Source organism: Flavobacterium sp. KACC 22761, assembly GCF_034058155.1.
Classification (GTDB): Bacteria; Bacteroidota; Bacteroidia; order Flavobacteriales; family Flavobacteriaceae; genus Flavobacterium.
The window spans coordinates 1,365,202-1,380,345 of sequence record NZ_CP139148.1; the positions used below are offsets into that span (position 1 = coordinate 1,365,202).

A 15,144-nucleotide genomic window follows, 5' to 3' on the forward strand; every position below is an offset into this window, starting at 1 on the left:
AACTAATATATTATGTTTGCACTAAATTTTAATAATACTGCCATGCATATTTTTTACGGTAAAGTAGCTTTGATAGCTTATTTAAAAACTATCAAAACCGCAAATTCAACCATCGGATTTGTACCAACCATGGGAGCTTTACACCAAGGGCATCTGGCTTTAATGCAGCGATCACTTAAAGAAAACGACGACACCGTTGTAAGTATTTTCGTAAATCCAACTCAGTTCAACAATCCAGAAGATTTAGAAAAATATCCTCGAACTCTTGAAGAAGACGTAAAAAAAATGAGAGGATTAAGTGATAAAATAATTTTATACGCTCCTTCGGTCGAAGATATTTATGAAGGAAACACCATTTCGCAAACATTTGATTTCGACGGTTTAGAAAATCAGATGGAAGGAAAATTCAGACCCGGACATTTTAACGGCGTCGGAACCATCGTAAAACGTCTTTTTGAAATCGTAAATCCAACCAATGCTTATTTTGGAGAAAAAGATTTTCAGCAGTTGCAAATCGTCAAAAAATTGGTCGAAAAAAACAATCTGCCCGTAAATATTGTCGGCTGTCCAATTTTTAGAGAAGACAATCTTTTGGCAATGAGTTCGCGCAACGAACGCTTAACGGCAGAAGAAAGAAAAGAAGCTTCAATCATTTACAAAACTTTAACCGAAGCTAAAGAAATTTTTCAAAAAGGTACTCCCGAAGAAACCATCAAATTTGTAGAAGATGCCTTCAAAGACAACGAAAGATTTGATCTTGAATATTTCGTGATTGCTGACGAATCTACATTATTACCAATTGATCATAAAATTAATGACAAAAAATATCGTGCGTTTATAGCGGTATTTGTTAATTCTATAAGGTTAATTGACACCATTTCATTAAATTAAATTACCTTTGCAACATGCAAATTCAAGTTATAAAATCAAAAATTCATCGAGTAAAAGTTACTGGTGCCGATTTAAATTATATTGGCAGCATTACTATTGATGAAACACTTCTGGAAGCTTCAAATATTATTGAAGGCGAAAAAGTATCTATCGTTAACATCAACAATGGCGAACGTTTTGAAACGTACGCTATAAAAGGCGAAAAAAATTCAGGCGAAATCACCCTAAACGGTCCTGCTGCAAGAAAGGTTCAAAAAGATGACATCATCATCATCATTTCTTATGCAACTTTGGATTTTGAAGAAGCCAAAACCTTCAAGCCGTGGATTATTTTCCCTAACGAAAACGATAATTCGTTAACATAAAACTAGTTTCAAACTTATTTTTACTTTCTATTTGTCAAAACCTTTTTGCACAAACAGATTTTCTTTTGCCTTAAATTAAAAATTTAACGTAAGAAATCATTGCTTTTTTTTTGCCTCAAAATAACAAAAAGCAAATAAAGTATTATATTGCCATACAATTTCCAATACTTTTTTATTCACTGAAATGCCACAAATCATGAAAAAAGTTTACCTGCTGCTTGTATTCATCTCTGTTTCTGTTTTTTCTCAGAAAAAATTCGATAATATTAAATCTGAAAAACTAGGTGAAGAACGAAGAATAACAATTGGACTTCCTGCTTCTTATGATGAAAAATCAGATCGAAAATATCCAGTTTTATATCTTTTTGATGGAGATTATTTATTTGACCCGTTTTTGGGAGCTGTAAATTACGGATCGTATTGGGATGACATTCCTGAAATGATTATTATTGGAATTCATCAAAATAAAAATGATGAGCGTGAAGACGATTCAACAATCGATCAAAATGAAGGTCTTCCATTTGAAAAAGGTGCGAAGTTTTTTGAATTCGTAGGTGCAGAATTAATTCCATATATTGAAAAAAAATACCATACAGCGCCTTTCAGAATCATTGCAGGTCATGACATAACAGCAAGTTTTGCTAATTTTTATTTATATAAAGAAGAACCAATTTTTAACGCCTATATTTGTTTAAGTCCAGAACTTGCTCCAAAAATGGAAGTTCGAATTGCAGAAAAATTTGCAAAAATCCAAAAACCAATTTTCTATTATCTTTCTGCTGGAGAAGGTGATAATAAAAGAATTAAAGAACCGATTGAAAAATTAAACAGCAATATTAAAATCGCAAATAATCCGTTAGTGAATTATAAATACGACGTATTCAAAGGCGCTACACATTATACCGAGGTTTTGCATTCAATTCCGAATGCATTGTATCAAATTTTTGAATCGTACAGGCCAATTAATTCTGCTGAATACAATGAAAAAATTGCAGTTCTCGAAACAGGCTATGCTGATTATCTAGAAAAAAAATACGCAACGATGTCTGAAATTTTAGGCTATCAGGTTCCTGTCAGAATGAATGATTTTAAGGTAATTGAAAACATTATCCTTAAGAAAAATGCTTATGATGAATTAGGAAAAATGGCTGAAATAGGAAACGTAAATTATCCAAAAGCCATGTTGGGAGAATATGAATTAGGCTTGATGTACGAAAAAATGGGCGATCCAAAACATGCTTCAAAAAAATATCAAAATGCTTCTCAAATGGAGCCAATTGGAGATTTGAACAAAGATTTGATGTATGAGAAAATTGACGAAATGAATACGCTTGCCAAAAAAACTAAATAATGTCAAAAGTTAAAACTTCCTTTTTTTGCCAAAATTGCGGTACTCAATATGCCAAATGGCAGGGACAATGCAACGCTTGCAAAGAATGGAATACTATTGCTGAAGAAATTATTCAGAAGCAGGAAAAAGTGGCTTGGAAAAGCGAACCAACTCCAACAAACAGAGCGCCACGACCTTTAAAAATAACCGAAATCGATTCGGCACAGGAAATCCGAATGGATACTACTGATGGCGAATTGAATCGTGTTCTTGGAGGCGGAATTGTTCCGGGATCGTTAACGCTTTTGGGTGGTGAACCAGGAATTGGAAAAAGCACACTTTTACTTCAAATCTCATTAAAATTACCATATAAAACATTGTATGTTTCTGGCGAGGAAAGTCAGAAACAAATAAAAATGCGCGCCGAAAGAATTACACCAAACAGTGATAACTGCTACATTCTGACGGAAACAAAAACGCAAAATATCTTCAAGCAAATTGAGGCAATTCAACCAGAAATTGTCATTATCGATTCGATTCAAACGTTACATACCGATTATATCGAATCGACAGCAGGAAGTATTTCTCAAATTAGAGAAACTACTGCCGAATTGATCAAATTTGCGAAAGAAACTAATATTCCCGTCATTTTAATCGGACATATTACCAAAGACGGAAATATCGCCGGACCAAAAATATTGGAACACATGGTCGACACGGTTCTTCAATTTGAAGGCGATAGAAATCATATTTACCGAATTCTTCGTTCCTTAAAAAACCGTTTTGGTTCAACCTCTGAACTCGGCATTTATGAAATGCTTGGAAGCGGTTTGCGAGAAGTGAGCAATCCGTCAGAAATATTGATTTCACACAAAGACGAAGAATTATCTGGAACCGCAATTGCCACAACACTTGAAGGCATGCGCCCGCTGATGATCGAAATTCAGTCTTTGGTCAGCACAGCTGTTTACGGAACACCACAAAGAAGCACAACTGGATATAACGCCAAAAGATTAAACATGATTTTGGCCGTTTTAGAAAAAAGAGCCGGATTCCGATTGGGTGCAAAAGACGTTTTCCTAAATGTCACGGGCGGAATTTCTGTTGATGATCCCGCAATTGATTTGGCCGTTGTTGCTGCGATTTTGTCTTCGAACGAAGATATTCCGGTTGGAAAAGGATTCTGCTTTGCAGGCGAAGTTGGACTTTCTGGCGAAATTCGTCCGGTAAACCGAGTGGATCAGCGTATTCAGGAAGCTGAAAAATTAGGTTTCGACACGATCTTTGTTTCAAAATACAATAAAATTGCTTTAAAAAATACAGGAATCAAAATTGAGCTTGTAGCAAAAATCGAAGATGTTGCAAGTATTCTTTTTGGCTGATTTCTGCTAAAAATACCACTATGAATTTTCCAAAACAAAAACTATTTAAAGCCCTAAAAATACTCGGAGTACTATTGGTTTTGCTTTGCATTGCCCTTTATTATTTTCGCGATTCCCTTTTAAAACAAGCTATTGCAAAAGTTACCCATAAAATGGCGGTGAGTTATAATAGCGATTTCTCTGTAAAAGAGGCTTCCTTTGATGGCTTATCTACTATCAAATTAAAAGACATTGTTTTAGTTCCAAAAAATGCTGATACTTTACTTAAAATCCAAAATATTGAAACTAGTGTCAGTTTAAGCAATTTACTAATTGGCGATGTGCAAGTTGGAACTTTAAAAATGAACAATGGTTACATTCAATTGGTCAAAAAAGGAAAAATCAGAAACTTTGATGCTTTCTTAAAAAGAAACAGTGACGATTCTGAAAAAAGCGAAAAACGTAAATATGGTGCTTTTGCTTACCGAATCATTTCAAAACTCTTGAATTTGGTTCCGACTGATATGAATCTGGAAAACTTCCAATTCAAAATTGATGACAACGGCAAAAAAACGAATATCGCAATCAATAAGCTGGTTTTAGACAACAAACAACTCGAAACCAACATTCATGTGGTAAGCAAAGATTTTGATCAAAAATGGAACTTAAAAGGCTTTGCTGATCCTAGAAATCAAAAGGCCGATATTCGATTTTTCAATTTAGACACAGGAGCGATCAAAGTGCCGTATCTTGATGAACGCTACAACTTAAAAGCCAGTTTTGATTCGATTCGATTAAATGTCGAAAAAATTGACAAAAGCGGTGGCGAACTTCACATTGATGGTTTTACTTCGATTACCAATTTAAAAATCAATCATCCAAAAATTGCCAGCAAGGATGTAGTGATCAAAAATGCGCGTTTCGACTATCGATTTTTATTGGGTGACGATTTTATTTCGATTGACAGTACTTCGACAATGCAGTTGAACAAAATAAAAGTGAAACCGTACATTTCGTATAACACCGAAAAAGATACCGTTTACACATTGAAAGTCGATATTCCGAAAATGAAAGCGCAAGATTTTATTGTTTCCTTACCAGATGGATTGTTTACGCATTTCCAAGGAATGGAAGCAACCGGAAATTTTGATTATAAATTGGATTTCAAATTCAATAAAAACAAACCCAATACGCTTGTTTTTGACAGTAAACTCAACAAAGAAGATTTACGAATCACCAAATATGGCGAAGCCGATTTAAACAAACTAAACGGAGAATTTGTTTATCGCGCAATTATTCAGAATGTATTGCAACGACCAGTTTTGGTTGGAACAGGAAATCCAAATTACACACCTTTAGACCAAATTTCTCCTTATTTGAGAAAATGTGTTTTAACAACTGAAGATCCTTCTTTCTTCTCGCATCGCGGTTTTATCAATGAAGCTTTCAAGCAATCCATTCTGAAGAATATTAGAACCAAGAAATTTTCTCGAGGCGCTAGTACGATCAGCATGCAGTTGATTAAAAATGTCTTTTTAACGCGTGAAAAAACGCTTTCGCGAAAGCTTGAAGAAATCCTATTAGTTTACATTTTAGAAAACAACCGAATTGTTAGCAAAGAAAGAATGTTGGAAGTATATTTCAACATCATCGAATGGGGACCAAATGTTTACGGAATTGGCGAAGCAAGTCATTTCTATTTCCAAAAAAGCCCAGCCGATTTAAATGTTGATGAATGTTTATACTTGGCAACCATTATTCCGAAGCCACGAAAATTCATGTATCAATTTAACGATCAAGGAAATCTGAAAGATTACGCAATAAAAAATCAGAAGTTTTTAAAGAACTTGATGTTCCGCAGAGGTTTATTAGTTCCTGAAGATACAATTGGGCAATTGCCGGTTTATATTTCTGGAAATGCGCGTTCGCTTATAAAAATCAAAGCTCCGGATTCTACAGCAGTTAAATTGGACTCACTAGCAACAGATGACGAATTTGATTTGTAAGAGAGTTTTGCCACGAAGGCGCTAAGACACAAAGGTTTTTTCTAAGTTTGGTGTTATAATCTCGCAGAGTCGTAAAGTTTTAAGTTCAATAGCGTCCAGCTTTAGCTGGATGAAAATATAAACGCAACGAAAAGGGCTTTAGCCAAACTTTAAGGTTTGGCTAAAGCCCTTTTGATATCAATTTCAATTCCCCTAGCTAAAGCTAGGGGCTATTAAAAAACTTTGCGACTCTGCGACTTTGCGAGCAAATTCAACAAGCTTTAAAAAAAACTTCGTGCCTTAGCGTCTTCCTGGCAAAAAACATTATTTAAAGTTCTTCAAAAACTCTTCTTTATAAGTTGACGAAACTTCAATTTCAGCACCATCATTAAGCGTCACGATTCCGCCTTTGTTATACGATTTCACGCAATTGATATTGATGATATGCGATTTATGAACCCGAATAAAAGGCAACGGCAGAATCTCTGAAAAATGTTTCAGGAAACGGCAGACCATTTTTTTGCTTCCGTCGTTGAGATGTAAATCCGTAAAATTTCCATTACCGCGAAGGCGTACGATTTCTTCCATTTTTACAACTTCAAAACCTTCGAGGGTTGGCAGGATGACTTGTTGTTTTTCGGGTTTCTGTTCATGAAAATTTTCAACGATGATTTTATTTCTGTTGAAGATTTCATGATTCATAATTTGATGCTGAACTTTATTAACCGCGACAATCAGTTCTTCAATACTAATTGGTTTTAAAAGATAATACGCAGCGCTTTGATTCAAAGCTCGAAGCGAATATTCAGAAAATGCAGTAACAAAAATAGTTTCAAAATGCAAATCTTTACAAGCTTCCAAAACATCAAAAGCATTTCCGAAAGGCATTTCGACATCCAGAAAAACCAATTGTGGTTTCAATTCATGAAGCAACGGAACAGCTTCTTTGATGTTCTGCGCTTCACCAATAACCTCAACCTGCGGACAATACTTACTCAAATAATTTTTGAGCACTTCTCGCGCAGCAAGTTCGTCTTCTACAATTACACTTTTTATCTTTTGGAGCGTCATCCTATTTTATCAATTAATGGAAAAACAATCTGAACCATTGTTCCTGATTCCAATCCTTCTTTTTCTACAATTCTAAATGTAATTTCTTTTTTATACAATTCGTTCAAAAGCGCAATTCGTTCTTTGGTATTGTTCAAACCTCGGGATTCGTATATTTTTTGGTTTTTTGTTTTGAGTTCACCGCTTTTGGTTAAGCCAATTCCATTGTCTTCAATCGTTACAATGATTTTTTCGTTTTTGACATCGAATCGTAAAGACAAAAATCCTTTTTTATCCAGATAACGTAATCCATGCCAAATGGCATTTTCGAGATGAGGCTGTAAAATCATATTCGGAACAAAAACCCTTTCCGGATCTAGCGAATCATCAACTGTAATTTCGAAATCAAATTTATCTTCAAAACGCAGATGTTCTAAATCCAGATATTTCTTCAACTGTTCCACTTCTTTATCCAAAGAAATAAAATCTTTATTCGAGTTTTCCATCATGTTCCGCATCAGATTCGAATAAGACGTCAAATACTTATTCGCCTCCAATTCTTTGTTTTCCGAAATAAACTGATTGACGCTATTCAAACTATTAAAAATAAAATGCGGATTCATCTCACGACGCAAAGACTGCAATGCGATTTCTTTATTCTTAATTTTAATGGAATACAACGCTTTTACAATAAACATAAACAAAAGCAGTAACAAACCAACCGAACCAATCAGAAAATAATTGAAAGTGTTTTTCTTTGAAATCAGCTCATCTTTCAAAGTTTTCTCTTTTTCCAGCTGACGGATTTTCTCTTCCGTAATTTGAAAAGTTTTCGCATCAATTAAAGTTGTATCAGAATGAATGAGTTTATCGAAATTTTCAAAAAACTGTTCGTATAAAGCCATACTTTCTTTATCCTGACCTTTTGTTTTGTAGTATTTAACCAAAGATGATAAACTCTTTTTGGCTTCCGCCGAATTTCCTTTTTGAAAAGATAAATCATAGGCTTCTTTTAATGATGAAATCGCCTTCTCAGGTTCTTTCTTTTCAAAATAAATAGAAGAAAGCGATTGAAGCTGTTTTATTTCGGTCGTATAATCTTTATTTTTTCTGGCTTCTGCCAATATTTTTTCACTTATCAAAAGCGCTTTATCAAACTGATTGTCTTCGACATAAACTTTGGCAATTTCGTTTTTGATTTTTATAGCTTCTTCAGGTTTGTTTTTGGTGTAGTCTAAGGCTTTGTTGTAACTCTCAATCGCTACTTTTTTATCATTTAACTGAAGTGAATTCTTCGCTTTCTGAACGTAAGCTTCTTTGACTTCGCCTTTTTTGTTTTCCTTTTTCAGCAAATCAATATTCGAATCCACATAATCTGTCTGACTTGCCGGATTAGACTGGTTTTTTAAACGGTTGGCATCGTTTAAATTGATTTTTTCTTCAACTGCGTCTTTTGTCAACGAGCCCGCTTTTTCATAGTTTTTAATCGCCGAGCCGAAATTTCTTTGGTTTTCCTGTGCCTTTGCCAAACTTCTGGTAACACGGGTTTTGTCTTCTGTCAGTTTTAATTTGGTATAACTGTTTAGCGCTCTTTTATAGTATTCTTCTGCTTTAGCATTATCTCCTTTATTCAAAAATTCATTAGCCAGCCTTTCATAATTCTGAGCAATTTTCGACTCATCATTTTCATCTAATGATTTGGATAATTCATCAGCTGTTTTACTGATTTTGGAACTGCTTTTCTCCATTTTTTTGCTAGGAATAGCCTGTGCTGTTATTCGCTGTGGAACTAACAACACTACAAAAAACAGACTAAAAACAATTAACACATTATGCTTCACAACAAGTAATTTAGAAAATGTAAAGTAACCTAATTTCAGATTCCTATCCTATATCTTTCACCAAGTCAAACGCCCTGTTGACCCATTCTGCCAAAAATACGTTTTTTCCTGCAATACATTTGTTTCCGAATCAAAAATCAAAATCATGAAAAAACTATTCTTACCCTTTTTTACCATTCTATTTTCTCAGTTCATCAACGCACAGGCATCTGGAAATGTGAATTACCAAAATCAATATAATGCCCAAAACACGATTAACATCAATTTTCCTTCTAACGATGGAATTGTCGCAAGCGTAAAAGGACTTGCCAATGTTAAAGCAGATTCTTATACCGCTATTTTCAGCACCACTCAAACCGGCAAAACAACCAAAGAAGTCAACGAATTACTTGACCAAAGAATTACACAGGCGCTGAACGAAATCAAACTTAAAAAAGGCGTTGAAACTTTTGTCGATATGATTTCGTTTGTTCCGGTTTATGAATACGAAACCGAGAAAAAAGTCTTCAGCCGAAAAACCTATAATGAAGTTCCGGTTGGATTTGAATTAAAGAAAAACATACACATCAAATTCTCCGATCCCAATCAGCTGAATGAGTTTATTTCTATTTTATCCAATAATGAAATTTACGATTTGGTACGAGTGGATTACTTTTCAAATGCTTTGGAAACAATAAAAAAAGAAATGATGGCCAAAGCCAGACTGCTGATTCAGGAAAAAATAAAAAACTATGAAGTTCTTCTTGGCGAAACCTTTACAAACACTGAAAAAAGAATAGCCGATGATTTTGTTGTAAACTTACCAGTAGAAATGTACCGATCTTATGAAGCTTACAACAGTTCTTCGTTAAACTTAAAAAGAAATTCAAATATTAACCAAGCTACCAAATTGACTACACTTTATTATCAGCCTGTTTTCGGTAAAGAGTTTGATTTTATCCTTAATCCTACTGTTTTAGAACCTGTTATTCAGGTACAATATGAAGTAAAAATTGTCATTAACAGAGAAAAGAAACAAACAACAGCAAAAGCAGACAAAGAGTTTATTCTGATTACACCAAATGGCGATTTAAAAACTTTAAATATCAATATGACAAAACAAAACTAAGCTGTTGGACGTAATTTGCATTTTTGTTAATGGCCCACGGATGATACGGATAAAAACGGATTTTTTATAGTATTATCAGTGAAAACCTGTTTAATCCGCATCATCCGTGGGCTATATTAAGTTACAAAATCTATGTTGCTGAGATCATTTCACCAAGTCAAAAGCCCGTTTTACCCTTTGTCCGAAAAATAGGTCTTTTTTGTTTCTAAGTTTGATCTGTAATCATCAGTAAAACTAAAAATCATGAAATCAAATCTTTTTATTTCCGCACTATTTGTAATTGCATTTTCTATTACAGGCTGTCATTCTTCTAATGCAAATCCGAAACCGAAAAATGGAATCGAAAAACCAGCTTCCAACACCAAAATACAAGTTGCCCTTTTGCTGGATACTTCGAGCAGTATGGACGGTTTAATTGATCAGGCAAAATCCAGATTATGGAATATCGTGAACACTTTGACCACTTTAAAATACGAAGGGAAAACACCTGATATCGAAATTGCTTTATATGAATATGGCAACGACGGACTTTCTGCAAAATCAAACTTCATCAGACAAATAACACCACTTTCAACCGATTTGGATTTAATTTCCGAAAAACTATTTGCTTTGAGAACCAACGGAGGAAGTGAATACTGCGGAGCTGTTATACAAGATGCAACCAAAGATTTGAAATGGGCATCGGAAAACAGTAGTATGAAACTGATCTATATTGCAGGAAACGAAGAATTCAATCAGGGAAAAATCAGTTACAAGGAATCCATCAGCAATGCTTTGAAAAATGGGATTTATGTGAATACTATTTTCTGTGGCAACAAAACCGAAGGCATCAACATTCTTTGGAAAGACGGTGCAGACCGAGGAAAAGGGAAATATTTCAATATTGATTCAGACAGAGCTGTTGAATATATTGCCACTCCTTATGATGATGAAATTGCCAAATGCGATGAAAAAATGAACAAAACCTATATCAATTATGGTGCAAAAGGAGCCGAGAAAAAAATGAATCAGGTGATGCAGGATCAAAACGCTAAAAAGGTTTCTAATGCCAATTATACAGACCGTGCCGTAAGCAAATCAAAAGCGGTTTATAAAAACGACAGCTGGGATTTGGTCGACAAAGCAAAAGACGATGCCAGCGCTATTTCTAAAGTTAAAAAAGAAGAATTACCAGCTGAACTGCAAAACAAATCGACTGCAGAATTGCAGAAAATAGTAACCGAAAAAACGAAAGAAAGAGAAACCATTCAGAAAGAAATCAGTGTTTTGGCCAAAAAACGTCAGGAATATATTGATACTGAATCTAAGAAAACTAAAAAGCAAGATGATTTAGGCAATACTATCAATTCATCTATAATAGCTTTTGCAAAAGTAAAAGGGTATACTGTTGAGAAATAAATTGTTGTATGAAAAGTAAAATTTTCTTTCTCTTCTCGCTCTTGATTTTCTGCACCGCATTTGCCTGCAGAAACAAAGACGAAAAACCAACAGTCCACAAAAACTCAAAACCGATTTATTCCTACGAAGAGAAACTAAAAAGTGAAGTCAACGAAATCAAGAGATTCTTGGGGAAATCTCCGAAATACAATTCAGACGTTGCTTTCTTTTTAGATATGAAGGTAGAATCAGGAAGAAATCGGTTTTTTGTTTACGATTTAAAAGAGAATAAAGTGCTGGACAAAGGCTTGGTCGGACATGGTTCGGGTTCTGAAACCGGAATTTATGGCAATTTGAAATTTAGCAATGTAAAAAACTCCAATTGCACTTCATTGGGTAAATATGCTATTGGCGGTTCTTATTCCGGAAGATTTGGAAAAGCGTATAAATTGTACGGTTTAGACAAAAGCAACAGCAATGCTTTTGACCGAAATATTGTCTTGCATAAATATGAAGATGTTCCGTTTGAAGAACAGCCATATCCAATCTGCAACAGTTTAGGCTGTCCGATGGTAAATGAAAAATTCTTCAATGTTTTAGAAAAACAGATTGATCATTCTAAAAAGAAAATTATTTTAACCATTTATTATTAATTAAACCAACCTAATGACCTTTTTTGTTATCTATACCTTTATAAAACATTTTAAATTATACTCCAATGATTAAAAAACAAGCAACGGCTTTCTTATTATTTTTAGGCATTTTTGCCTTTGCGCAAAAACCAATTTTTACAACTGCAAAAGTAAAGGCGGCAACAGTATACTTTAATGCGGCCGAAATATTGGAAACTGCAAATGTTGTTCTGCCGGCAGGAACCTCTGAAATAGTGATTAAAAATGTAGCGGTAAACTTAAATGAAAGCTCTATTCAAATTGGTGCACCTACAAATGTAACCGTACTTTCGGTTCAGTTTACCAACAATTATATTTCAGAATACGAAACCGATTCACAATCGCCATTATTAAAAAGAGTAAGAGATAGTATCATTTTGGTTCAGAAGGAAATACAAAAAGTAAACAATACTATTAATTCTGAAACAAAAACAATACAGCTGTTGGATAAAAATCAGCAGATTTCTGGAGCTAATTCAGGTTTAAATGTTACTGAGTTAATGAAAATGGTGGATTATTATAAAAACAAACAACTTGAAATTTCCAATAACATCAACAACCTTACGGAGAAAAAACAAAAACTAGATCAAACACTCCAAAAATTAAACAACAAACTTGAGATAAATACCGATAAAGAAGAACAGACTTCTTCAGGAAAATTGATTGTTCAGGTAATGAATAATCAGACAGGAAATATTCCGTTGGAAATATCTTATTTGACTAATAATGCTTCCTGGTCGCCTTTTTATGATTTGAGAACCGAAAGTGTAAATGCACCAATCAATATGATGTACAAAGCACAAGTTGTTCAAAATACAGGAATTGACTGGAAAAAAGTAAAACTTACTTTATCCAGCGGTCAACCAAATCAAAACAATCAGGCACCAATACTAAGTTCCTGGTTCTTAACAAATGTTGCTTATAATAATGACGTTGTAGTTACTGGTTACGGTATGAGTAAAAGAAATCAGATACAAGGAAGTCTTTATAAAGAGAAAAAAATAAACAATGAAATGGAAATGGCAGCTCCAGCAATGACAGAATCATCTGTTTCAAATTATACAACAGTGGCAGAAAACCAGCTTAATATTTCTTTTGACATTGATATTCCGTATGATATTTTATCGAATGGAAAAATTCATAGTGTCTCCCTAAAGGAAATAAAATTACCGGCAACTTACAAGTATTATGCTGTTCCAAAAGCCGAAAATGATGCTTTTTTACTAGCAGAAATTGCAGATTACAACAAATACAATTTGTTACGAGGTGAAGCTAATATCATTTTTGAAGGCATGTATGTAGGTAAAACTTTTATTGAGCCAAACCAAACGAGCGACACTTTGAATCTAAGTATGGGACGCGACAAAAAAGTATCTATCAAAAGAGAAAAAGTTGCCGATAAATCAGGCACAAAATTTTTATCTGCTAGAAAAGAACAGACATTTACATTTGACCTTACTATAAGAAACAACAAAAAAGAAGCTGTCGAATTAATTTTAAAAGACCAATATCCCCTCAGCACAAACAAGGAAATTGAAGTAGAACTTCTGCAAAGTGATGGTGCTAAAGTCAATTCTGAAACAGGAATTCTTACTTGGCAGCTACAGTTAAAGCCAAACGAAACCAAAAAATTCAGAATTAGCTACAGAGTGAAATATCCAAAAGATCAGGTTTTAAATCTATAAAACCTTTCAAAACAAAAATCCCAATAATCAAGATTATTGGGATTTTGTATTTATTCAGAAACCTAACCCGTTTTAAAAATGGGTTAGGTTTGATTTTGAATATTTTTCAATGCAAGAAGATCTTTTGTTTTTAATCTCGCAATCCCGATAGCTATCGGGATTGCGAGATTAAAAAACCTTAGTGTCTTAGCGCCTTCGTGGCAAAAAATCGCCTTCGTGGCAAAAAAATTAAGGAGCGGGATCAGGAATAATTCCCTGAACTGCATCAATCTCGTGTAAAATTTGCTTCGACAATACAACATCAATTGTATCGATATTTTCTTTTAATTGTTCCAATGTCGTCGCGCCAATAATTGAACTCGTCAAGAACGGCTGTTGCAAAACAAATCCCATTGCCAATTGCGTCAACGTTAAACCATGTTTTTTAGCGATTTCCTGATATAATTTTGTCGCCTGGGTACATTGATCACTATTGTAGCGTTTGTATTGCGGAAAAAGATTAATTCTCGCTTTCGGATGACTTTCTCCTGTCAGGAATTTTCCAGTCAAAACTCCAAAGGCTAAAGGAGAATATCCTAACAAACCAACATTTTCATATTTTGAAACTTCGGCAGAATTCACTTCAAACAAACGATTCAATAAAGAATACGGATTTTGAACGGTTTTTATTCTTGGCAAATTGTTGTATTTGCTTTCTTCGAGCAAACGCATCATTCCCCAAGCATTTTCGTTTGAAACTCCAATGTGTTTGATTTTGCCTTCTTTGATTAATCCGTCGAAAGTCTCCAGAATTTCTCTGAAGTTATCTTCCCAAACATCATCATGTCCATGAAAAGCACGTTGTCCGAAATTGTTTGTTTTTCTTTCCGGCCAGTGCATTTGGTACAAATCAATATAATCGGTCTGCAATCTTTTTAAACTGTTTTCGACTGCATATTTGATACTTGCCGGCGAAAAATCCAGTTTTTCACGCATGTATCCAAAATTCGGATTCGGGCCTGCGATTTTTGATGCCAAAACCACTTTGTCTCTGTTTCCAGATTTCTTAAACCAAGTCCCAATAATTTTTTCTGTACTTCCGTAAGTCGCTTCACTTGCCGGAACCGAATACATTTCGGCCGTATCGAAGAAGTTCACTCCTCTTTCAAGAGCATAATCCATTTGAGCATGCCCTTCTGATTCTGTATTCTGTTGCCCGTAAGTCATCGTTCCAAGGCAAATTTTACTAACTTTTATATTGGTGTTGGGTAATGTAGTGTATTTCATTTTTTTAAGTTGCTAAGATTCTAAGATACTAAGACCCTAAGTTTTTTCTCTTTTATAATATTTAAGATTCCAAAGATACGCAGGGATTCTTCAATTCTAAATTTGACAAAGGTTAAAATAATGATAAGATAAAATCCAATTTTTAAATTCCAAATTCCAAAAAAAAGGGTTCAAAGTAAAACTTTGAACCCTTTTTAAAATCTTAGCATCTTAG

At 34.2% G+C, this 15,144-nt stretch carries 12 protein-coding genes; 9 read left to right on the forward strand and 3 right to left on the reverse strand.

Annotated features, from left to right (window positions below; all coding sequences use genetic code 11):
• Nucleotides 1-12 precede the first annotated feature (12 nt).
• The 5 genes from panC (at nt 13) to SCB73_RS06020 (ending at nt 5,953) form a co-directional block, all read left to right on the forward strand.
• Entirely contained in the window at nt 13-891 is an 879-nt protein-coding gene (panC, locus tag SCB73_RS06000) for a pantoate--beta-alanine ligase (protein WP_320569183.1), read from the forward strand.
• Between the two features lie 14 nt (nt 892-905).
• Nucleotides 906-1,256, forward strand: a complete 351-nt coding sequence (panD, locus tag SCB73_RS06005; RefSeq protein ID WP_008465481.1) for an aspartate 1-decarboxylase — start codon at nt 906-908, stop codon at nt 1,254-1,256.
• Between the two features lie 196 nt (nt 1,257-1,452).
• Nucleotides 1,453-2,607, forward strand: coding sequence for an alpha/beta hydrolase (locus SCB73_RS06010; RefSeq protein ID WP_320569184.1), 1,155 nt, complete (start codon nt 1,453-1,455; stop codon nt 2,605-2,607).
• On the forward strand, nt 2,607-3,968 hold the full coding sequence (gene radA / locus SCB73_RS06015; protein WP_132987795.1) for a DNA repair protein RadA: 1,362 nt from the start codon (nt 2,607-2,609) through the stop codon (nt 3,966-3,968). The genes SCB73_RS06010 and radA overlap by 1 nt, the downstream gene beginning before the upstream one ends.
• A 20-nt stretch (nt 3,969-3,988) precedes the next feature.
• Nucleotides 3,989-5,953 (forward strand): transglycosylase domain-containing protein, encoded by a 1,965-nt coding sequence (locus SCB73_RS06020; protein WP_320569185.1) that lies wholly within the window; start codon nt 3,989-3,991, stop codon nt 5,951-5,953.
• Between the two features lie 303 nt (nt 5,954-6,256).
• Here the strand turns inward: SCB73_RS06020 and SCB73_RS06025 are convergent, their stop codons facing one another.
• Complete coding sequence (locus SCB73_RS06025; RefSeq protein WP_320569186.1) at nt 6,257-7,003, reverse strand: LytR/AlgR family response regulator transcription factor; 747 nt, start codon at nt 7,001-7,003, stop codon at nt 6,257-6,259.
• On the reverse strand, nt 7,000-8,730 hold the full coding sequence (locus SCB73_RS06030; protein WP_320569187.1) for a tetratricopeptide repeat-containing sensor histidine kinase: 1,731 nt from the start codon (nt 8,728-8,730) through the stop codon (nt 7,000-7,002). The genes SCB73_RS06025 and SCB73_RS06030 overlap by 4 nt, the downstream gene beginning before the upstream one ends.
• A gap of 238 nt (nt 8,731-8,968) precedes the next feature.
• On the opposite strand from SCB73_RS06030, the gene SCB73_RS06035 reads away from it, so the two are divergent.
• From SCB73_RS06035 to SCB73_RS06050, 4 genes are all read left to right on the forward strand, one after another.
• Nucleotides 8,969-9,931, forward strand: coding sequence for an SIMPL domain-containing protein (locus SCB73_RS06035; protein ID WP_320569188.1), 963 nt, complete (start codon nt 8,969-8,971; stop codon nt 9,929-9,931).
• 243 nt (nt 9,932-10,174) lie between these two features.
• Nucleotides 10,175-11,329, forward strand: coding sequence for a vWA domain-containing protein (locus SCB73_RS06040; protein WP_320569189.1), 1,155 nt, complete (start codon nt 10,175-10,177; stop codon nt 11,327-11,329).
• Nucleotides 11,330-11,337: 8 nt separating this feature from the next.
• A complete protein-coding gene (locus SCB73_RS06045; protein WP_320569190.1) occupies nt 11,338-11,961 on the forward strand; it encodes a murein L,D-transpeptidase catalytic domain-containing protein in 624 nt (207 codons plus the stop codon).
• A 65-nt stretch (nt 11,962-12,026) separates the two neighbouring features.
• The gene (locus SCB73_RS06050; protein WP_320569191.1) at nt 12,027-13,664 is read left to right on the forward strand and encodes a DUF4139 domain-containing protein; all 1,638 of its coding nucleotides are present in this window, start codon (nt 12,027-12,029) and stop codon (nt 13,662-13,664) included.
• Between the two features lie 228 nt (nt 13,665-13,892).
• On the opposite strand, the gene SCB73_RS06055 is transcribed toward SCB73_RS06050, so the two are convergent.
• On the reverse strand, nt 13,893-14,930 hold the full coding sequence (locus SCB73_RS06055) for an aldo/keto reductase (protein WP_320569192.1): 1,038 nt from the start codon (nt 14,928-14,930) through the stop codon (nt 13,893-13,895).
• Nucleotides 14,931-15,144 lie beyond the last annotated feature (214 nt).

Coding starts and splice junctions, on each gene's coding strand:
- panC (WP_320569183.1), top strand. CDS start 13: ATGTTTGCACTAAATTTTAATAATACTGCCATGCATATTTTTTACGGT.
- panD (WP_008465481.1), top strand. CDS start 906: ATGCAAATTCAAGTTATAAAATCAAAAATTCATCGAGTAAAAGTTACT.
- SCB73_RS06010 (WP_320569184.1), top strand. CDS start 1,453: ATGAAAAAAGTTTACCTGCTGCTTGTATTCATCTCTGTTTCTGTTTTT.
- radA (WP_132987795.1), top strand. CDS start 2,607: ATGTCAAAAGTTAAAACTTCCTTTTTTTGCCAAAATTGCGGTACTCAA.
- SCB73_RS06020 (WP_320569185.1), top strand. CDS start 3,989: ATGAATTTTCCAAAACAAAAACTATTTAAAGCCCTAAAAATACTCGGA.
- SCB73_RS06025 (WP_320569186.1), bottom strand. CDS start 7,003: ATGACGCTCCAAAAGATAAAAAGTGTAATTGTAGAAGACGAACTTGCT.
- SCB73_RS06030 (WP_320569187.1), bottom strand. CDS start 8,730: ATGGAGAAAAGCAGTTCCAAAATCAGTAAAACAGCTGATGAATTATCC.
- SCB73_RS06035 (WP_320569188.1), top strand. CDS start 8,969: ATGAAAAAACTATTCTTACCCTTTTTTACCATTCTATTTTCTCAGTTC.
- SCB73_RS06040 (WP_320569189.1), top strand. CDS start 10,175: ATGAAATCAAATCTTTTTATTTCCGCACTATTTGTAATTGCATTTTCT.
- SCB73_RS06045 (WP_320569190.1), top strand. CDS start 11,338: ATGAAAAGTAAAATTTTCTTTCTCTTCTCGCTCTTGATTTTCTGCACC.
- SCB73_RS06050 (WP_320569191.1), top strand. CDS start 12,027: ATGATTAAAAAACAAGCAACGGCTTTCTTATTATTTTTAGGCATTTTT.
- SCB73_RS06055 (WP_320569192.1), bottom strand. CDS start 14,930: ATGAAATACACTACATTACCCAACACCAATATAAAAGTTAGTAAAATT.